Genomic DNA, 20,141 nt, shown 5'->3' on the forward strand with positions numbered 1-20,141 from the left:
TCAGGCCGCAAGCACGTCTGCGCAGCGACCGCACAGGTCGCCGTCTTCGGTCACTTCCGGAAGGAGGCGCCAGCAGCGGCCGCATTTGTGGTTGTCGCTTTTTGTGACTGCCCAATCGCCTTTGTGGACGGTCGACGTGATGAACAGTTCGGCGAGAAGCTCGGGATCGCCCGATTCCGGGAGAGTGACCTCGGCTTCGAGGCTCGACCTGATGATTTTGTCGCGGCGAAGGGGCTCGATGGCTTCGGTGACCTGGGCACGCAGGGCGCGGAGTTTCGCCCAATCGTCATCCCGGCGAAGGCCGGGGCCCAGATTCTCCTGTTCCGCTGGGTCCCGGCCTGCGCCGGGATGACGGAGGGTTGGCCATTCGAGCAGATGCACCGATCCGCCATCGGGATAGCGCGTGCCCCATACTTCCTCGCTGGTGAACACCAGCACCGGCGCGGCCCAGCGGACCAGTGCGTGGAACAGGGTGTCGAGGACGGTGCGGTAGGCGCGGCGCTTATCGGTTTGGACGCCGGTTTCGGCGTTGATTTCGCAGTAGAGGACGTCCTTGCGGATATCGAAATAGAAGGCCGACAGATCCTCGTTGCAGAAGTCTGTCAGCGCGCGGACGTAGGTGTTGAAATCGAAGTCGTTGACCGCCTGGCGAAGCTTGGCGTCGAGCTCGGCGGCGAGATGGAGCATGTAGCGCTCGAGCTCGGGCATCGCTTCGACCTCGACCCGCTCGTCCTCGCCGAACCCATCAAGCGCGCCGAGCAAATAGCGGAAGGTGTTGCGCAGCTTGCGATATTGGTCGGCGACGCCCTTCAGGATTTCATCGCCGATGCGATGGTCCTCGGTGAAATCGACCGACAGCGCCCACAGGCGGATGATGTCCGCGCCGTTGGTCTCCATCACCTTCAACGGGTCGATGGTGTTGCCCAGGCTCTTGGACATTTTCATGCCCTTGGAATCCATGGTGAAGCCGTGGGTCAGCACCGCGTTAAAGGGAGCGCGGCCGCGCGTGCCGCAGCTTTCGAGCAGCGAGGACTGGAACCAGCCGCGGTGCTGGTCGGAGCCTTCGAGGTAGAGGTCGGCGGGCCAGCGCTGGTCGGGCCATTTGCCGCTTTCGAGCGTGAAAACGTGGGTCGAGCCGCTGTCGAACCAGACATCGAGGATGTCGGTGACCATCTCGTAATCGTCGGGGTTGCGGCCTTCGCCGAGGAAGGTGGCGGCGTTGTCGGCGTCCCAGGCGTCGACGCCCTGGTCGCGGATGGCGGCGACGATGCGCTGGTTCACCTCAGCGTCGACGAGCAGCTGGCCGGTCTTACGCTCGACGAAGACGGCGATTGGGACGCCCCAGGCGCGCTGGCGGCTGAGCACCCAATCGGGGCGGCCTTCGACCATGCTGCCGATGCGGTTGCGGCCCTTTTCAGGGACGAAGCGGGTGTCGGCGATGGCCTGCATGGCCAGCTGGCGGAGCGTGGCCCCTCCACCAAGCTGCGCTTGGTCCCCCTCCCCCAGACGAGCTGGGGGAGGATTTGCAGCGGCTTCATTCCTCCCCGAGCTTGCCTCGGGAGGGGGACCGCCGCAGGCGGTGGAGGGGCAATGGGTTTATCCATCGCGACGAACCATTGCGGGGTGCAGCGGTAGATGACCTTGGCTTTCGACCGCCATGAATGCGGGTAGCTGTGCTGGAAGTCCGCGCTCGCGGCGAGCAGTGCGCCGGCTTCGCGCAAGTCGCTGCAGATGGGGCCGTCGGGGGCGTTGAACTTGGCGTTGATGACGCTGCCCTGGCCGCCGAGCCAGAGCCAGTCGGCGCGATACTTGCCGTCGCCCTCGACCGCGAAGACGGGGTCGATGCCGTGCGCCTTGCACAGCTCAAAATCATCCTCGCCATGGTCAGGCGCCATGTGGACGAGGCCGGTGCCCTGGTCAGTGGTAACGAAATCGCCGGGGAGAAAGGGGCGCGGTTTGGTGAAGAAGCCGCCGAGGTGGTGCATCGGGTGGCGGGCGATGGTGCCTGCGAGGTCGGCGCCCCTCACTTGCTGCATCGGGATGAGATTGTAACCCAGCCGTTGGGTCACGACCCCAATCAAATCGACACCTACGAGCAACATCTTGTCACGGAGTGACGTATCTGTGTGTCCGCTCGGGTCGCCGACACGAACAAGGCGGTACTCAACGTCGGGCCCGTACGCGATGCCCTGGTTCACCGGGATCGTCCAAGGCGTGGTCGTCCACACCACCGCATGCGCGCCGACCAGCTCGGGAATCGGGCTTTCGACAATCTCGAACGCGACATCGATCTGGGTCGAAACAATGTCCTCATATTCGATCTCGGCCTCGGCCAGCGCGGTCTTCTCGACCGGGCTCCACATCACCGGCTTTGCGCCGCGATAGAGCTGGCCGCTTTCCGCAAACTTCATCAACTCACCGACGATCGTCGCCTCGCTGTCGAACGCCATCGTGAGATAGGGGTTGGCCCAGTCCGCGGTGCAGCCGAGGCGCTTGATCTGCTCGCGCTGCACATCGACCCAATGCTGGGCGTAGGCGCGGCATTCGGCGCGGAATTCCTTGACCGGCACCTCATCCTTGTTGAGCTTCTTCTTGCGATATTGCTCCTCGATCTTCCATTCGATCGGCAGGCCGTGGCAGTCCCAACCGGGCACGAACGGCGCGTCCTTGCCGAGCAGGGTCTGGGTGCGCACGACCATGTCCTTGAGCGTGCGGTTGAGCGCGTGGCCGATGTGGATGTCGCCATTGGCGTAGGGCGGGCCGTCGTGGAGAATGAATTTCTCGCGGCCCGTGCGGGCTTTGCGCACCTGGCCGTAGAGGTCTTGCGCCTGCCATTGGGCAAGGATCGCCGGCTCCTTCTGCGGCAGGCCGGCTTTCATCGGAAAGTCGGTCTTGGGCAGGAAGACGGTCGAGCGGTAATCGGGTTTGGCGGGGGTGTCGTCGGACATTTGGCGGGCGCTCTAGCTGCGTGGCTGGCATGAATGCAAACCTGCGAGCGATTGGCGTGGCCGAAGGTCGTCGGATGATTTCACGCCAAGACGCAAAGACGCCAAGAGGTTGAGGCTGTTACGCCCGCTTTGCGCCTTTGCGTCTTGGCGTGAAAGACCTCTGTCCTGCCGCTTCGCGGCGTTACGTAAGAAGCTTGCGCGCCGCGGCTTCATCCTCGCGCATTTGGGCGGTGAGGGCTTCGAGGGTGTCGAACTTGGCTTCGTCGCGAAGGAAGGCGTGGAGGGCGACTTCGATGGTGCGGCCGTAAAGGTCGCCGTCGAAATCGAAGATGTGGGCTTCGAGCAGTTCGGTCGGGGGGTCGAAGGTGGGGCGGATGCCGAGGCTGGCGACGCCGGGATGCTCGCTGCCGTCATCGAGGGTCACGCGGACGGCGTAGATGCCGTAACGGGGGCGCTGGTAGTCGCCGAGGGTGAGGTTGGCGGTGGGGTAGCCGAGGGTGCGGCCGCGCTGGTCGCCGCGCTGGACCACGCCTTCGATCGCGAAATCGCGGGTCATCAGCTGCGTCGCGGTGGCGAGGTCTCCGGCGGCGAGCGCTTCGCGGATGCGGCCCGAGGAGATGCGGCCGACATCGGACAGGACCGGCGCGACGGCCTCGGCGGCGATGCCGTGCTTCGCGCCTAATTCGCGCAGCACGTCGACATTGCCGGTGCGGCCCTTGCCGAAGGTGAAGTCGTCGCCGGTGACGACGCCGGCAGCGCCGATCTGCCGCGCGAGGATGTCGCCGACGAAATCTTCCGCGCTGGTGCTTGCGAGCGCGCGGTCGAAGGTGAAGACGAGCATGGCGTCCGCGCCAGCCTGCGCGAACAGGCGCTCGCGCTGGTCGAGGGTGGTGAGGCGGAAGGGCGGGGCGTCGGGCTTGAACAGGCGTACGGGATGCGGATCGAAGGTGGCGATGATGACCGGCTTGCGTTCGTGGAAGCCGCGCTGGATCGCGCGTCCAGCGACCGCCTGGTGGCCGAGGTGGAAGCCGTCGAAATTGCCGAGGGCGAGAACCGCCCCCTTGAGCTTTTCGGGGACGCCGCCATCTAGGGTGAGCCGCTGCATTGCCGCGCGGCTCTATCGGCGGCATGCGCTCGCCGCAAATCCCGCGCGCTTCGGCTTGACTCGCGCCGATCGCATTCTTATCTGCAACCCATCCCGATCCACCGGCTTCCGGCGGCGCACCTGTGCGCGCGTCGGTTTTTCGTTTTCGAAAAGCGGTGGTTCCGGGGCTTTCTAGCGACGAGATGGGGCACGCCTGCCCTGTGGAGCTGAAGAAGGATAACAGATGGCTCGTATTGCCGGGGTCAATATCCCCACCAACAAGCGCGTCGAAATCGCGCTGACCTACATTCACGGAATCGGCCGCACCACGGCAAAGAAGATCACGGAAAAGCTGGGCATCACGCCGGAAAAGCGAGTCCAGGACCTGACCGACCAGGAAGTCCTTCACATCCGTGAGACGATCGACCGCGAACATAGCGTCGAGGGCGACCTCCGCCGCGAAACCGCGATGAACATCAAGCGGCTGATGGACCTCGCGTCCTACCGCGGCCTTCGCCACCGCCGGGGCCTCCCCGTTCGTGGCCAGCGCACGCATACCAATGCGCGCACCCGCAAGGGCAAGGCCAAGCCGATCGCCGGCAAGAAGAAGTAAGCACGCTTCTTCCCGCCCGCTCGCAGCAGCTTAGATTGTAGGATTTTGTAAATGGCCCAGGCACCGCAGCGTCTTCGCAGGCGCGAACGCAAGAATATCACGGCCGGCGTCGCCCACGTGAACGCCAGCTTCAACAATACGATGATCACCATCACCGACGCGCAGGGCAATGCGATTGCCTGGTCGAGCGCGGGAATGATGGGCTTCAAGGGCAGCCGCAAGTCGACGCCCTATGCCGCGCAGGTCGCGGCCGAGGACGCCGGCAAGAAGGCCGCCGACCACGGCGTCCGCACGCTCGAGGTCGAGGTCAAGGGTCCGGGTTCGGGCCGCGAAAGCGCGCTTCGGGCGCTGCAGGCGGTCGGCTTCCAGATCACCTCGATCCGCGACGTCACGCCGATCCCGCACAATGGGGTCCGGCCGAGCAAGCGCCGGAGAGTCTAAGGGTTTCGCTCAAAGTGGTACTTTGAGCGAGGTTAGAAAAGTAAGAGAAACAGAGGGTTAGCCCTCTATCTGCCAAGGGATGAACATGGCCGTCAACGCAAAGAACTGGCAGGAACTGAAGAAGCCCAACGCGCTCGAGCGCAAGCAATCGGGTGGCGATGCACGCCGCCGCGCCGTCTTCGTCGCCGAGCCGCTCGAGCGTGGCTTCGGCATGACGCTCGGCAATTCGCTGCGCCGCGTGCTGCTGAGCTCGCTCCAGGGCGCCGCCGTCACCTCGATCAAGATCGACGGCGTGCTCCACGAATTCTCGAGCCTTGCGGGCGTTCGCGAAGACGTCACCGACATCGTGCTGAACGTCAAGCAGATCGCGCTGCGCATGGAAGGCGAAGGCCCCAAGCGGCTGCACCTGAGCGCGACCGGACCGGCGGAAGTCACGGCGGGCATGATCGCCACCGCGGGCGACATCGAGGTCACCAACCCCGACCTCGTCATCTGCCACCTCGACGACGGTGCGACGCTCAACATGGAGCTGACCGCGGACATCGGCAAAGGCTACCAGCCCGCCGCCGCCAACCGCCCGGCAGACGCGCCGATCGGCCTGATCCCGGTCGATGCGCTTTATTCGCCGGTGCGCCAGGTCGCGTACAAGGTCGAGAACACCCGCGTCGGACAGGAGCTCGATTACGACAAGCTCAACCTGACGATCGAAACCGACGGCACCGTCAGCCCGGAAGACGCGCTCGCTTATGCCGCGCGCATCCTTCAGGACCAGCTGCAGTTGTTTGTCCACTTCGACGACAGCCAGGTGCGCATGGCGCCGTCGCCGATGATCGGCGCGACCGCCGCGATGCCGGTCGAAACGCAGGCCGACACCAACCAGCTCAACCGCTATCTTCTCAAGAAGGTCGACGAGCTGGAGCTGTCGGTCCGTTCGGCCAACTGCCTCAAGAACGACAACATCATCTACATCGGCGACCTCGTCCAGAAGACCGAGGCCGAGATGCTGCGGACGCCGAACTTTGGCCGCAAGAGCCTCAACGAGATCAAGGAAGTCCTGGCCTCGATGGGCCTGCGCCTCGGCATGGACATCCCCGGCTGGCCACCCGAGAATATCGAGGAAATGGCCAAGAAGCTGGAACAGGAAATGCTCGGCTAGTCCGGAGTTTTTTCAAGGGTTCCCGAAGTTCGAAGGGCCGCTCCGGAAGGGGCGGCCCTTTTTGTTGCATGCCACGCAATGGAGCCAAGCGTGCCGTCGGGGGTTGTGCCCGCTGACTCAAGGTAAAACGAGAACAGGGAGAGAAGATATGCGCGCTTTATTTCTGGCCGCCGGTGCGGTGCTTACGCTTTCGGCCTGCAGCCCGGGTGACGATGCGGTCAACAACGAACAGAATGACAACATGATGGCCGACAATATGATGGTCGATCAGAATGCGGCGATGACCGGCGGCATGGACGCCAACATGGCGACCAACGCGACGACCGAAAACATGATGATGAATGACATGATGACCAACGAGGCGGACACGAACCTTGCCAATGGCATGTGATTGACGTTCAGCAATGCCGCGCAAGCGGTTGTGGCAAGGGCGCCCGGCGATGGCCGGGCGCTCTTTGCTTTGTCCCGCAACGATCCTTGGACCCCCGCAGGTCATCAGTCCGTCCACAGGTGGATATCCCCGCTAGGACGCAGGCGATTCACTTCGCGTAAACCGCGACAATCACCCCCGTGTTGGAGCCGGACGCGGCGATTCCTGCGGCCAGTCGAGCTGGATTCGACCGCGAAAGCGACGAAGCTTCAAGCTCTTACGACTCGCGTGAGCTTGGGGGAGGGCACATGGCTAGCACGACGCGTCCGACGCATTACGACGTCCTTGGACTGAAGCCGACTGCAACGGCCGACGACATCGACCGGGCCTTTGCGCGCGAGATCGTTCGGCCACGGCCTCTTGGTGGACTCGCCCAGATTGGCGTGGCGCATGCAACGCTAAGAGACCCGGCCAAGCGCCGTTCCTACGACCAGTCGATCGGCCTGTTCAGTAAGCCTGCCCCTGTCATGACGATGAGCTATAGCGGCTGGGTGACCGCCGCGGCGCCGGTCGTTCGAACGCCGCCTGTCACGGCGGGCGTCACGCGCACGACAGTGGCGCCAGCTGCGGCAAGCGAGCCAGCCGATGCGCCCGCGCGCGAGACGTTTATTGCGGCCTCGCTTCGCGCATTGGCCGATCCGGAGCCTTTGGTGCGCAGCGCGCCCGAGGCGGTGGTCCCGGCGCGGCCGCCGATCGCCACCCGCGAAGAGATCGTGCTTCCAGACATCGAGGTGCAGGATTCGCCCATCGCCTGGCGGCGGCCGGCGATCATCGGCGGCGGGCTTACGCTTGCCGCGGTCCTGTTCGGCGCCTGGGCCGGATCGACGGTCGGCGACCCCGCGGCGCCCGTCGATGAAGAGGCGGAGGTCGCGGTGACCACGGCCGTCCCGGCGGCCAGGGTACGTACCGGCCAGGCGGCTTCGTCGGCCATTTCATCCACCGGTCTGCCGTCCAGGTCGGATCCGGTGGAAACGCCGAAAGCCGCGCGATACGCCAGCGTCCGGCTCGCCCAGGCTGCTCCGCCCACGTCGCCCCGCCCAGTGGCCCTTACCCCCCAGGAGGAGCAGGAACTGGCCGGCGGCGGCTTCGTCGAGAGTGCGACCGGCCAAGCCGCGACGGTTGCCGAAGCGATCGCGCCAGCCGCAACAGCGGCGGAAGCCGCCGCACGTCCCGCCAAGCTTCCGCTTTCGGGGCGGACCATCGCGCGGACGATCGGGCGCATCGGCTATGCCTGCGGCTCCGTCGCGTCGATCGCCGAGGTCGACGGCAGCGCGGGCATGTTCAAGGTGACCTGCGCTTCGGGGATAGCTATCAGGCGCGTCCGGTCCGCGGCCGCTACCATTTCCGCCGCTGGGGCCGGAACTAGCGCGACCCGCATTCCCGCGGCGAAAAGTCGTCGCCGATATGTTACGGCTTTCCCAGGCACCATTGTCTGGGCGGGGAAAGGCCGGGATAAATTGTCGGGGAATGCGCTTCACCACATGGAGAACGAGGCAGCGCTACATGCTTGGTTCTGCCACGAGGTGCTTCCCCTGGAGCGCGCACTGACCGGCTTCATTCGACGCAATTGGAGGGTCGCTGACGACGTGACCGATCTTCGGCAGGACATTTATGAGCGGGCATTGGCGGGCGCGCGCGGCGCGATCCCGATGAATACCCGCGCTTATCTGTTCACGGTCGCGCGCAATCATCTGATCAACCAGGCGAAGCGCGGCCAGGTCGTGTCGATCGAGCTGGTCGCCGACATGTCCGCGCTGGAATCCGATTTCGACCGGTTCGGCACCGAGCGCCAGCTGAGCGCGCGCGAGGAATTGCGCCGGACGCAGCAGGGGCTCGACCAATTGCCGCCGCGCTGCCGCCAAGTGGTGTGGTTGCGCAAGGTGGAAGGCCTGTCCACCAAGGAGACGGCGGAGCGGCTGGGCGTGACCGTCGACACGGTCGAAAAGCAGATTACGCAGGGCATGCGCGCGCTGGTCGATTACATGCTTGGCGGAAGCGGCAAGATCCGCCGCCCGGCAAGCCCGGCCGCGCGGTCGCGGAGCGAATTGCAATGAGCCGCGCCGCACAGATCGAAGAGCTCGCCGCCCACTGGGTCCTGCGCCGCGAGGAGCGGTCGTGGGACGAGGCCGATGAAGCGCAGTTCGCAGCGTGGATGGATGAATCCGACGCGCACAAGGTCGCATTCTGGCGTCTCGAAAACGGCTGGAGGGCCGCCGACCGTATCGCATCGATCGGCGCTCCGCCGCGCTTGGTGCACGATGGTTTCCGTTCCATCGCCTGGACCAAGCCGCTTGCGCTGGCTGCGTCCCTGCTGCTCGTCTTCACGCTTATCGTGATGCAGACGGGCCTGCCCTTCGGCGGCACGTCGGCGCCGCTGTCGAGCGCCAAGTTCGAAACCGGCGTCGGTGGCCACAAGGTCGTCAGCCTGGGCGACGGGAGCCGGGTCGAGCTCAATACCGACACGATCATCAAGGCGGCGGTGGATGAGGACAGCCGCGCCGTGTGGCTGCATCGCGGCGAGGCCTTTTTCGATGTTGCCAAGCAGCCGGGCCAGAAGTTCGTCATCTACGCCGGCGCGCGGACCATCACCGTGCTGGGCACGAAATTTTCCGTCCGGCGGAACGGCGCCGAAGTCGTCGTCGCGGTGCTGGAAGGACGTGTGCGGGTAGAAGACGCGCCGGCCTTCGGCGCGGACCGCGAAGCGACGATCACGGCCGGCGACATCGCGATTGCCAAGAACGGCAATACGGTGGTGACCAAGTCGGCCGAGGCGGTGCAGTCGCAGCTGGCCTGGCGCGAGGGGCTGTTGAAGTTCGACGGCGTCACGCTGGCCAGCGCCGCGCAGCAGTTCAATCGCTACAACCGCAAGCAGTTGGTGATCGGGGACGTCGATGCGTCGGGTCTGCTCATCGAGGGCATCTTCCGGGCGCGCAACGTCGATGCCTTCGCGCGCCTTCTGCAAAATGCCTATGGCTTGAACGTGCAGGACGAGTCGGGGCGGTTCGTCCTGTCGTCGCGCCGGATGGCGAGCAAGACCTTGCCCAAGCAGATCCGGCCCGAGCTGCTGGCGCCGCAGCGGGCCAGCGACGCGGCGACCGATACGGGCCCGGACTGCGGCACGGGCGGATCGGGCTGCGCGGTCATCCCGCTGTCGGCGCCCGCCCCGCGGGTCCAGACGGCATCGCAAACGACCAAGGCGATCCGCGAGGGGCGCAACTGGGACGTGCTGCACAAGCTCTATCCGGCGCGTGCCCTTGCGGCGGGTGAGGAAGGGCTGGTCGGCTTCACCGTCAGGCTCGATTCGCGCGGCAACCCGATGAGCTGCAAGATCACCCACACCAGCGGACATCCGCTGCTGGACATGGAAACGTGCAAGCTGATCCTGGTCAATGCAGTGTTCAAGAAGCCCGCCGGCGTCACCGGCTCGCAGCAGCGCGCCTATGAAGGCGTTGTGAACTGGAAGCTGCCGACGACGCCGCTGACCGCCGTTCCGGCGGTGCCCAAGGTCATCGCGGAGGCGCAGGCGCCGGAGGAACTGGTCTGCAAGCGCGTGCAGCGGACGGGATCCAATATTCCATCCGAACGGCAGTGCATGCCCAAGTCGGAATGGCTGAAGGCGTCGGAGAGTTCGAAGCGCGCCTACATCGATACGGCGCGGCGAAACTGCGGGGGCACCGCAGACTGCTATTAAGCCGGCGCGCAAAGCGTGCCGCATTGGGACAGGCTACACCAGCGCATTGCGGCTGCGGACGCCGACCGGCACCACGCCGCCATGATCGCCGCATCCGCCATGATCTTTCTCGCGCAAGCCGTAACTCCGTGCACAACTGCCGGATTGCCGCGGCTCGGCGGCGGCGCGGTGCTGTTGCGTCCAGTGACCGGAGAGGTGACGATCCCGTTCCTCCAGTTGGGGCCGACAACCAGCGTCCGCGCACGGCCGGACACGATCCAGCAAGCCGGAGCTGACCGCCCCTCGTCGGAACGCGGGGCCGTAGGGCAATGCGAGGCGGTCATCTCCATCGCCTGACGCGCCGACTTGCACCGTGAATGCGTCCGCCTGAACTTTCGTCCCTCCAAGCGTCAGCTATTCTAGTGCGCGAATTCAGGAGTGGCGTAATGGCGTGGATGATTGGCCGAGCCGAGGCGATGGCCGACCCCGATGGGGCGCGGCGCAAGGTGCTGGCGAAGCTTCACGGCCTGACCGAGGTCGACGACCCGGAAAGCCTGGTGGTGCCGATCCTGATCGACGCCATGCTGCTGGTCGAATCCTATCGCGGCGCGCGCCACCAGGTGACGTTCCTGCCCGAGCTGACGCGCAACGTCGACGCCTTGCTCCGCGAACTCGACATCATCGAGAAAACCAAGGCCTGGGCAAGCGAGTGAATTCGACGGTCACTCTTCGCTTCGGACGAGGACGGTTTCGCCGATCAGAAGGAAGAGGAAGAATGGTGCCCAAGCGGCGATCAGCGGCGAGTAAGCGCCGGCATTGCCCATCGCCAGGCTGAAATTGTCCGCGACGAAATAAGCAAAACCGAGCGCCATGCCGAGCGCGGCGCGCAGCAGGACCTGACCCGAACGGGCAAGCCCGAATGCCGCGACCGCCGCGAGCAGGGGCATCAGCAGGGTCGAGAGCGGTCCGGAAATCTTGTGTGCAAGGCCGGCGCGTGCCTCGTCGGCGGAGCGTCCCGCCTCCTCCAACTGACGGATGCGCGTTTTCAGCGTCCAATAATCAAGCTCGCTCGGATTGACCTTTGCGAGGGTCATCTGGCCGGGCGTGACGCCCGCCAAGCCAGGCATTTGCGGCACGCGCCTGACAACATTCATCTCGGCATCGTAGATGCGCACATCGGTCAGCAGCCAGTCGCCGGAGTCGGGGCGGGGCACGCCGCGATCCGCTTCGATCACGCGATGGAGGATGCCGCCCGTACGGTCATAGATCTCGATCCGCTCGGCATGGAAGCGGGCGCCGCTGCCCGCGACATGACCGGCGCGGATCAGGTCGTCGCCCTGGAGCAGCCAGACGTTGCTGAGGATCCCGCTTTCCGGCGGGATGGGACGATATTCATTGTCGGACCAGGCGGTCACGGCCCGCGCCGACTTCACCACCACCGTTTCGTTGAAGGCGAAGAGGATGGCGGCAATGCCGAGGCTGGTGACGACCAGCGGCGCAAGGATCTGGTGGGCGGAAATGCCCGCCGCCTTCATCGCCACGACTTCGCTGTTCTGGTTGAGGCCGACGAAGGCGATGAGCGCGCCGAGCAGCACCGAGAAGGGCAGGAAGCGCGAAATCAGGAGCGGGATGCGCAAGGCGACGTAGCGCCACAATTCCGCATCGCCGTTGCCCTCGACCGCCAGGATCTTGCCCGATTCCCCGAGGAGATCGAGGGTCATGAGGATGAGGACGAGCGCCACCAGCACGGCCAGGCTGCGCGTCAGGAACAGCTTCGCCATGTACAGCGCCAGCTGCCGCGAAGGGAAGAATTGCAGGTTGATCACGCCGGCTTCGGCCCTCGCGTTGCGCGGCGCAGCGCTTTGCCGAGCTTGGCAAAGAACCGCTCGAGCGCGCCGATCGGCTGCCCGCCAGGGCGATGGGCGAGGACGTGATACATCCAGACGATCAAGACGGAGAGCAGGACGAGGGGCACCCATAAAGCGAGGATCGGATCGAGCCGCCCTTGGGAGCCCGCCTGCTCGGCATATTGATTGACCTTGTGATAGGCGACGACGATCAGGATGCCGATGAAAATGCCGAGCGCGCTGCTGCTGCGCTTCGGCGGCACCGCGAGCGCCACCGCGAGCAGGGGCAGCATCAGCATCATGATCACTTCGACGATGCGGAAGTTAAGCGTCGCTTGCGCTTCGAGCATCTGCTCTTGCGAACTGGCGCCGCCGCCATAGCCGACCCGCCAGAGCTCATGAAGGTAGAGCTCGTCCGATTCATTGACGCCGCGAATGCGGAACTGGTCGATCACGGGAAGGCTGATCGGCAGATCGTAGCTGTCGAAGGCGAGGGTGCGCGGCGTGCTGAACTTCGCCGAATCCTGGATCAGCCGGCCGCGTTCGAGGCGGAAGAGGATGGTGTCTTCATCGTCGGTCGCGAGGAACTGACCGTGCTCGGCCGTGGCGGCGACGGACATCCCACCGTCGTTCATCTGGACGAAGATGCCGTGAAGGCGCGTCCCGTCATCCTCGCTGCGGTCAATGCGCAAGGTGAGATTGCGGCCGAGCCGGTTGAATTCCCCCACCTTGATGGCCGCGCCCAGCGCCCCCGACTTGAGGTCGAAGCGCAACCCTTCGTAGCGATAGTGCGAGGCGGGCTCGACATAGCCGACGATGGCGAGGTTCAGGAACATCAGGGGGACCGCGTAGAAATAGGGCACGCGAAGCAGCCGGCCGTAACCCACGCCAATGCCCTTCAGCGCATCGAGCTCCGATGAAAGCGCCAGCTTGCGAAAGGCGAGCAGGATGCCGAGCATCAGGCCGATGGGGATGCCCAACGCCAGATATTCGGGCAGTAGGTTGGCGAGCATGCGCCATACGACGCTGACCGGGCCGCCGGCATCGACCACATATTGGAACAGCCGGAGCATCTTATCGAGCACGAGCAGCATCGCCGCGAGGATCAGCGAGCCGATCAGCGGAATCGCGATCTGTCGCGCAAGATAGCGGTCAATAAGGGCGACGCCCGGCACGTTCTGTCGTTCCAGCACCATGATTTGGCCGCAAACACGACCGAAGTTGCACGACGGGCCGGACCATCTTCGGAAGGGCGTGCCCGCGTCGACGTATAGCGGAACGGTAGCTGAATTCATGTTGAAAACGCGGTCGCAACAAAAAGCTCAGGTCATGCCCGTGACCGGCGGGCGCTCGCGTCCTCGGATCGCATTGCTGTCGAACCCGAAATCGACCGGCAACGTCGCGCAATTGCCGCGGATCCGCGCCTTTTGCGCCGACCATCCCGATATCTTTCACTATGAAGTGGAGCACGCCAACCAGGTCGGCCAGGCGATGAAGACCATTGCCCAGATCCGGCCCAAGGTGCTGGCGATCAACGGCGGCGACGGCACGGTCCAGGCCGCCTTGACCGAGATTCACAACGGCGGGCATTTCGGCGACGAGCCGCCGCCGGTCGCGGTGCTGCCGAGCGGCAAGACCAACCTGATCGCGATCGACCTGGGCGCGCGTGGCGACCCGATCGCCGCGCTCGAGCGGCTGATCGAGCTTGCGCAGGCCGATCTGGCGCCCTTCATCGTCCACCGCGAGCTGATCGCGCTTCGGCACAGCGGAAACCTCGATCGTCCGGCGATCGGCATGTTCCTGGGCGGCGCGGGATTGGCCGAGACGATGATCTGGTGCCGCGACAAGGTCTATCCGTTGGGTCTTCCGAACGGCGTCGCGCATGTGATCACCGCGATCGCGCTGATCATGAAGACGCTTCTGCGCGTCCGGGCGAGCTTCCTGCCGCCTGACTTCAAGCCGATGCAGGTTTCGATGCGCGAGGCCGGCAATACGCTGAGCGGGCGCTATTCGCTGCTTGCCGTCACCACGCTGGAGAAATTGCTGCTGTCGGGCGAATTGGTTGCGGGCCGCGGCGGTTCGCTCAAGCTGCTGGCGATCGACGAGCGCCCGCTGACGCTCATTCGCGCCTTTTTTGCGAGCATCATCGGCAAGATCGGGACATCGCACGTGCGCGGCGTCCATTTCGAGGAAGCCGACGAAATCACCATCGAGGGTGAAAGCAGCAACGTCATCCTGGATGGCGAGACCTTCCGTGCCGAGCTTGGCCGGCCGATCATGCTGAGCCCCGCCCAGCCGCTATCCTTCGTCAAGCTGGCGGCGTAATCTTCCAGGCATGAGCGAATTGCGGCGGCTTGTCGCCGAAGAGCTGGAGCAGCGGGTCGACCCGCGCGTCACGGCGATGGCGGCGGCGATTGCGGCCAAGCACGGGGCGGCGAGCCGCGCCGTGATGTTCTACGGATCGTGCCTGCGCCAGCGCGAATTCGATGGCCTGTTGCTCGATTTTTACCTGATCGTTTCGGATTATCGCAGCGCGTACGACAAACGCTGGCTAGCGATCGCCAACCGGCTGATTCCGCCCAACGTCTTTTACGTCGAGCATGGCGGGCTTGCCGCCAAATATGCCGTGCTGAGCGAGGCCGATTTCGCGCACGAATGCTCGCCCCAAGCATGGCAGGTGTCGACCGCGGCGCGGTTCGCGCAGCCGGTGCGGCTGGTGTGGCGTGTCGACGAAGCGGCGGGGGCGAGGGCCGGGGACGCGGTTGCGGCGGCGGTGCGCACGCTGCTGCACTGGGCGTTGCCGCAGCATGACGGAAGCGACGGCCTCAACCTGTGGAAGGGCGCCTTCGACAAGACGCTTGCAGCCGAACTGCGCGCCGAGCGGAGTGGGCGGGGCGCATCGTTCGTCGATGCCGAGCCGGAGCGCTATCGCAAGTTCGCCGAGGCAGCGCTTGCCGAGGGCATCGCGCCGGCGATGGGCCCGCAGCGCGCACAGCGCTGGTGGCGGGGCAAGCAGGTCAAGGGCAAGGTCTATTCGGTCGCGCGCCTCGCCAAAGCGAGTGCGACCTTTGCCGGGGGCGCCGATTATATCGCGTGGAAGATCAACCGGCATGCGGGCACGGCGATCGAACTGAAACCGTGGCAGCGGCGCTGGCCGCTGGTCGCGGCGATCGGGCTGCTGCCCAAACTGATCAAATCCGGGGCGGTGCGCTAGCAGGCGCGGCGTAGATCCGCGCCGTCGGTCCTGTTCGCTTGGCGGCAGGCCGTCCGGCTTTCGCCGTCTCTTCGCCCAAGCTTCGCTTGCGGTCGCTCGGCTTCGTTTGGTCTCGGCGGCTCAGGCTTTCGCGGCGGCTGCGGACGGGCGGGGCGGGTCGATCGCGGTTCGGGCGAGGGCGGCGGAGACCGCGCCAGCAAGCGCGCCGACGGTGAATGGCTTGCGCAGCAGCTCGTGGCCGCGCAATTCGTCGCTCTCCCCGTCGCCGACATAGCCAGTCACGAACAGCACCGCGAAATCGCGCTCGTAATTGGTGGTCAGATGCTTGATCAGTTCGGGCCCGGTCATCTCGGGCATGATCACGTCGGTGATCACCAGGTCGAATTCCCGCGCGTGGAACAGTTCGATCGCTTCGGCGCCGCTGGAGCAGGCCACCGGATCGTAATCTAGGTCCTCGAGCGCATCGACGGTTGCGGTGCGGACGCGCGGATCGTCCTCCACCAGCAGGATGCGCGCGCCCGGGACGTGGACATCCTCCTCGGCGGCGCGCTGCACGGCGGGGTGGACGCGGACCTTGGCTTCGACTTCGGTACGCGGCAGGTAGATGGCGACGGTCGTGCCCTTGCCGACCTCGCTTTCGATCCCGACCTCCCCGCCCGACTGATGGGCGAAACCGAAGATCTGGCTAAGGCCGAGGCCCGTGCCCTTGCCAACCGGCTTGGTGGTGAAAAAAGGCTCGAACGCATGTTCGAGGACATCGGACGTCATGCCGCAGCCGGTGTCGGTGACGGAGATCTTCACATATTGACCGGGCCGGACGTCGCCGACTTCGTTGGCGGCGAGCGTCACGTTGGCGGTGGCGATGCGCATCATGCCCTGGCCGTCCATGGCGTCGCGGGCGTTGACGGCGAGGTTGACGATCGCATTTTCCAGCTGATGCGGGTCGACGTAGCTCGGCCAGGTTTCGGGATCGAGCTCGACATCGACCTTGATCCGCTCGCCCAGCGTACGGTCGAGGAGGTCGGACATGCCGTTGATCAGGTCGCGGCTGTCGACGCGCTCGGGAAGGAGGGGCTCTGACCGCGCAAAGGACAGCAGGCGGCGGGTGAGGGCGGCGGCTCGGGTCGCGCCCTCCATCGCATTCTGCAGGTGCATCAACACCTCCCGCCGAGGCCCATTCAGGCGGCGCTGAGCAAGGTCGATGCCGCCGACGACGACCGCGAGCATGTTGTTGAAGTCGTGCGCTATGCCGCCGGTGAGCTGGCCCACGGCTTCCATTTTCTGGACCTGGCGGAGCTGCGCCTCGGCCGCTTCGCGCTCCATCGCTTCGGCCTTGAGTGCCTGGTTGGCTTCCCACAATTCCTGGGTGCGGTCGCGCACCGCGACCTCGAGATTCTCGGCGCGCTCGGCCTCGCTTTCGGCCTGGCGCCGGGCGGCCGCATTTTGCCGCAGCGCCTGCACCGCCACCACGCCTAGCGAGATGGCACCGATCCCAACGAGAATCCCAAGCCAGCTCAGGTAATCGGTGAGCCGATCGGCTTCGGCCGAGAAAAACTGGCTCTGCTCGATGCGTTCGCGCAACGCGCGCCGTTCGCTGACGATGATCTCATTGAGCTTGGAGTCGAGTTGGCGCAGCGTGCCGGACCGGCCCGCCTGGTAGAAGTAGCTGATGCCGCTCTGATCCTGCCCGGCAAGGGCAGCACGGGCGGCGATCGCCAGTTCTTCGCCACGGACGCGATAAAGCCTCTCAAGCTCCTGGACGCGCGCTTCCTGCTGTTCGTTGCCACGGATCAGTCGCGCCAATTGGCGGATCTGGTGGCCGGCGACTGCCCAATCGTTCGAATAAAGCGCGCCGGTCTCAGCCTGCTCATCGAGCACGAACCGGCCAAGCGCGGCTTCGGCGCGGGAGATGTTGGAGCTGACGTTGCGGACGACCAGCGCGACGTCATACGCCCGCCGCTCCGCGCTCAAGGCCTGTTCGCGGGCGTCGTTGGCGAATTTGACGAGGAAAACCATCGCCAGCAGCACCAGGGCCGCAAGCAGGCCCGCTCCGGCCGCGCCACCCCGCCGCCAGTCAAAGCGAACGTCGTCGTCCCCGTCCCCGATCATGCCGGCAATCTAGCCCTGTTAACCTTTGGGCGAAACCCAAAGCGGCAAAAGTTCCTTCAGCTTATGCAGCCCGTGGCACGGCCCGCCGCAGCGAACATGCCCAAAATCTCCGTGACCTGCGCTTCCGTGTGGAGGGTGCACAGCGAACAGCGGAGCAGGGTCATGTTGGCCGGGGTCGCCGGCGGACGGGCGAGATTGACGTAAAGCCCCTCGCGAAGAAGCGCTTCCCACATCGCCGCGCCGGTTTCGAGGTCCGGCATGATGACCGCGATGATCGCCGATTGCGTCTCCTCGGTGCCGAGCGTGAACCCGAGCTGTTTAAGGCCCGTGTGAAGCCGCTTGCTGTTTTCCCAAAGGTGCGCGCGCTTGTCGGCGCTGTGCATCAGCTTGCGGATCGAGGTCGTGGCGGTGGCGACGACCGAGGGCGGGAGCGAGGCGGTGAACACATAGGGCCGACAGACCAGCCGCAGGATTTCGAACTTGGGGTGGTTCGAGACGCAAAAGCCGCCGACGGTGCCGACCGACTTGGAAAAGGTGCCGATGATGAAATCGACATCGTCGATCACGCCCTGCGCTTCGGCGACGCCGCGGCCGTTTTCGCCGATGAAGCCCATCGAATGGGCCTCGTCGACCAGCACCATCGCGCCCGCCGCCTTGCACACCGCGATCATCTGCTTGAGCGGGGCGACGTCGCCGAGCATCGAATAAACGCCTTCGAGGACGACCAGCTTGCCCGTTTCGGGCGGCAAGCGCTTGAGGCGCTTTTCGAGGGCTTCGACGTCATTGTGGCGGAAGGGCACGATCTGCGCATTGCCGAGCGCGCAGCCGTCATAGATCGACGCGTGGCTGTCGATGTCGAGGATGATGTAATCCTCTTTGCCGGCAATGGTCGAAATGATCCCGAGATTGGCCTGGTAGCCGGTCGAAAAGACCATGGCGTGATCCATGGCGTAAAAGTCCTTGAGCGCCTCCTCGACCGCCTTGTGGCCGACATAGGTGCCGTTGAGCACGCGGCTGCCGGTGGTGCCCGATCCGAATTCGTCGAGCGCCTTGTGGCCGGCGGCGATGACGTCCGGGTCGAAGGTCATGCCCATGTAATTGTAGGTGCCGAGCAGGATCGTGCGTCGGCCGTTGCAGATGGCGACGGTCGGGCTTTCGACCTTTTCCATGACCAAGTTGAAGGGGTCGGTGACGCCGGTCGCGAGGAGGCCTTCGCGCATTTCGATCAGCGGGTCGAACTTGGAGAAGAGGTCGGTCATCGTCTTTGTTTCCATGCTCCTTGCCCGCTCGTCCTGCGTAGCAGCTCCAGCGGCGTATCGAAGAACCGTGGTGCGTCCTTCGATACGGGCCTTCGACTTCGCTCAGTCCCTGCTCAGAATGAGCGGCGATTGGGCGGTTTACGCCTTCAACTTCCCCAGCGCGTCGACCAGCTGGCCGACGGTTTCGATCTCGGCCTGCATGTTCATGGAGATGATCACGTCGAATTCGTCTTCGATATTGGCGACAAAATCGAGCACGGTGAGGCTGTCCCATTCAAGATCCTGGGCGAAGCGCGTCGCCTCGCCGACGTCGACGCCCTTCTTGTTGAACGGCGCGATCATCTCGAGGACTTTGGCGAGGGTCTGCTGGCGGTCGGACATGGCGTTCCCGTAGTGGTGCGCCGCGGGCATCGCAACGCATTGGGGCGAAGATGCGGCGGGACTAGAGCCAGCCTTTGGCGCGGTACCAGTCGGCGGTTTCCTTGAGCCCCCGCACGGCGTCGACTTTGGGCGCCCACAGCGATGGTGGGGCTGCCAGGCGCGGGTTCGCGACCCAGTCGCGGTGCGAGAAGTAAGCGGCGCGGTCGGGGGTCAGCTTGGCCTTGTCACGGCGCACGAGGCGGTCGGCGCGGGCGGCGAGCTTGAGCAGCGGCGCCGGCGCGGCCAGAATGGCGGGGCGCGTGCCGATCGCAGCGCCAAGCGCGCGGCCGAATTCGCGATGGCTGTAGCCGCCGGGATGCCCGTCATCGCATTCGATGGTAAGGCCGCTGGGCGCGGCGGGATCGGCCAGCGCCAGGAGCAGGCGCGCGAGGTCGCCGACATGGATCAGCGACAGGCGGCCCCTGGGCGGCATGATGAGGAGGCGGTGACGGGCCATGCGGAACAGTTCGAGCGTTTCGCGGTCGCCGGGGCCGTAGACGGCGGGCGGGCGAACAATCGCCCAGTCGAGCCCGGAGCCCTGCACCAGCGCCTCCGACCGGGCCTTCGACGCGCCGTAGAGCGACAGCTTGGGTTCGCGCGCTGCCAGCGAGGAAACGTGGACGAAGCGCTTGGCGCCGCCGGCGGTCGCGGCGGCAAGCATGGCGAGCGTGCCCGCGACATTGCCCTGCGCGAAGCCCGCGGCATCGGGCGCGTTGATCACCCCGGCGACGTGGATGACCGCGTCGGCGCCTTCGACGAGGCGCTTGAGCGTCGCGGGCTGCTCGAGGTCGCCCGCGACCCAGGTGACGCCCGTGCGCGGCGCCTGGTCGCGGCGGGTCAGCGCGAGGATGTCGTGGCCGGCGGCGAGGGCGTGGTCGATGACATGCGACCCGACGAATCCGGTGCCGCCGGTCAGCGCCACTCTCAAGGGCGTCCTCACGCCTTGTCTC

17 protein-coding genes and 1 pseudogene are annotated in these 20,141 nt (G+C 65.5%); 10 read left to right on the top strand and 8 right to left on the bottom strand.

Translation table 11 applies throughout. The annotated features are described in order from the left end of the window. Together ileS and H9L13_RS04130 are read right to left on the bottom strand one after the other, a co-directional pair. Positions 1 to 2,948: pseudogene (gene ileS, locus H9L13_RS04125) on the bottom strand (isoleucine--tRNA ligase). A gap of 181 nt (positions 2,949 to 3,129) precedes the next feature. Continuing rightward, a complete protein-coding gene (locus H9L13_RS04130) occupies positions 3,130 to 4,053 on the bottom strand; it encodes a bifunctional riboflavin kinase/FAD synthetase (RefSeq protein WP_187539275.1) in 924 nt (307 codons plus the stop codon). 223 nt (positions 4,054 to 4,276) lie between these two features. Between H9L13_RS04130 and rpsM the strand changes: the two genes are divergently transcribed. The 8 genes from rpsM (at position 4,277) to H9L13_RS04170 (ending at position 11,055) form a co-directional block, all read left to right on the top strand. Continuing rightward, entirely contained in the window at positions 4,277 to 4,645 is a 369-nt protein-coding gene (gene rpsM, locus H9L13_RS04135; protein ID WP_187539277.1) for a 30S ribosomal protein S13, read from the top strand. Between the two features lie 51 nt (positions 4,646 to 4,696). Continuing rightward, complete coding sequence (gene rpsK / locus H9L13_RS04140; RefSeq protein WP_116860794.1) at positions 4,697 to 5,086, top strand: 30S ribosomal protein S11; 390 nt, start codon at positions 4,697 to 4,699, stop codon at positions 5,084 to 5,086. A gap of 85 nt (positions 5,087 to 5,171) precedes the next feature. Then, positions 5,172 to 6,242: a DNA-directed RNA polymerase subunit alpha gene (locus H9L13_RS04145; protein WP_187539279.1), complete on the top strand. Its 1,071-nt coding sequence runs from the start codon at positions 5,172 to 5,174 to the stop codon at positions 6,240 to 6,242. A 148-nt stretch (positions 6,243 to 6,390) separates the two neighbouring features. Next, entirely contained in the window at positions 6,391 to 6,633 is a 243-nt protein-coding gene (locus tag H9L13_RS04150; protein WP_187539281.1) for a putative periplasmic lipoprotein, read from the top strand. Positions 6,634 to 6,920: 287 nt separating this feature from the next. Beyond that, positions 6,921 to 8,726, top strand: coding sequence for a sigma-70 family RNA polymerase sigma factor (locus H9L13_RS12700; RefSeq protein ID WP_244954825.1), 1,806 nt, complete (start codon positions 6,921 to 6,923; stop codon positions 8,724 to 8,726). Then, positions 8,723 to 10,363 (top strand): FecR domain-containing protein, encoded by a 1,641-nt coding sequence (locus H9L13_RS04160; RefSeq protein ID WP_187539283.1) that lies wholly within the window; start codon positions 8,723 to 8,725, stop codon positions 10,361 to 10,363. The genes H9L13_RS12700 and H9L13_RS04160 overlap by 4 nt, the downstream gene beginning before the upstream one ends. A gap of 15 nt (positions 10,364 to 10,378) precedes the next feature. Beyond that, complete coding sequence (locus tag H9L13_RS04165; RefSeq protein ID WP_187539284.1) at positions 10,379 to 10,699, top strand: hypothetical protein; 321 nt, start codon at positions 10,379 to 10,381, stop codon at positions 10,697 to 10,699. An 89-nt stretch (positions 10,700 to 10,788) separates the two neighbouring features. Then, entirely contained in the window at positions 10,789 to 11,055 is a 267-nt protein-coding gene (locus tag H9L13_RS04170) for a hypothetical protein (protein ID WP_187539286.1), read from the top strand. Positions 11,056 to 11,064: 9 nt separating this feature from the next. Here the strand turns inward: H9L13_RS04170 and lptG are convergent, their stop codons facing one another. Together lptG and lptF are read right to left on the bottom strand one after the other, a co-directional pair. Further along, a complete protein-coding gene (gene lptG, locus H9L13_RS04175) occupies positions 11,065 to 12,165 on the bottom strand; it encodes an LPS export ABC transporter permease LptG (protein WP_187540133.1) in 1,101 nt (366 codons plus the stop codon). Further along, positions 12,165 to 13,385, bottom strand: a complete 1,221-nt coding sequence (gene lptF / locus H9L13_RS04180) for an LPS export ABC transporter permease LptF (protein ID WP_187539288.1) — start codon at positions 13,383 to 13,385, stop codon at positions 12,165 to 12,167. Before lptF ends, lptG begins: the two co-directional genes overlap by 1 nt. Positions 13,386 to 13,518: 133 nt before the next feature. Here lptF and H9L13_RS04185 point away from each other — a divergent pair, with 133 nt between their 5' ends. Further along, the gene (locus tag H9L13_RS04185; protein ID WP_187539290.1) at positions 13,519 to 14,514 is read left to right on the top strand and encodes a diacylglycerol/lipid kinase family protein; all 996 of its coding nucleotides are present in this window, start codon (positions 13,519 to 13,521) and stop codon (positions 14,512 to 14,514) included. 10 nt (positions 14,515 to 14,524) lie between these two features. Further along, positions 14,525 to 15,403 carry a hypothetical protein gene (locus H9L13_RS04190; RefSeq protein WP_187539292.1) on the top strand — a complete coding sequence of 293 codons (879 nt, stop codon included), beginning with the start codon at positions 14,525 to 14,527 and terminating at the stop codon, positions 15,401 to 15,403. A gap of 120 nt (positions 15,404 to 15,523) precedes the next feature. Here H9L13_RS04190 and H9L13_RS04195 read toward each other — a convergent pair whose 3' ends face one another. The 4 genes from H9L13_RS04195 to H9L13_RS04210 form a co-directional block, all read right to left on the bottom strand. Next, positions 15,524 to 17,512 carry an ATP-binding protein gene (locus H9L13_RS04195; RefSeq protein WP_187539294.1) on the bottom strand — a complete coding sequence of 663 codons (1,989 nt, stop codon included), beginning with the start codon at positions 17,510 to 17,512 and terminating at the stop codon, positions 15,524 to 15,526. Positions 17,513 to 17,568: 56 nt separating this feature from the next. Beyond that, entirely contained in the window at positions 17,569 to 18,771 is a 1,203-nt protein-coding gene (spt, locus tag H9L13_RS04200) for a serine palmitoyltransferase (RefSeq protein ID WP_187539296.1), read from the bottom strand. A gap of 138 nt (positions 18,772 to 18,909) precedes the next feature. Next, entirely contained in the window at positions 18,910 to 19,152 is a 243-nt protein-coding gene (locus H9L13_RS04205; RefSeq protein ID WP_187540135.1) for an acyl carrier protein, read from the bottom strand. Between the two features lie 61 nt (positions 19,153 to 19,213). After that, complete coding sequence (locus H9L13_RS04210; RefSeq protein WP_235091166.1) at positions 19,214 to 20,131, bottom strand: NAD-dependent epimerase/dehydratase family protein; 918 nt, start codon at positions 20,129 to 20,131, stop codon at positions 19,214 to 19,216. Positions 20,132 to 20,141: the final 10 nt, after the last annotated feature.

The organism is Sphingomonas lutea (assembly GCF_014396785.1).
Lineage (GTDB): Bacteria > Pseudomonadota > Alphaproteobacteria > Sphingomonadales > Sphingomonadaceae > Sphingomicrobium > Sphingomicrobium luteum.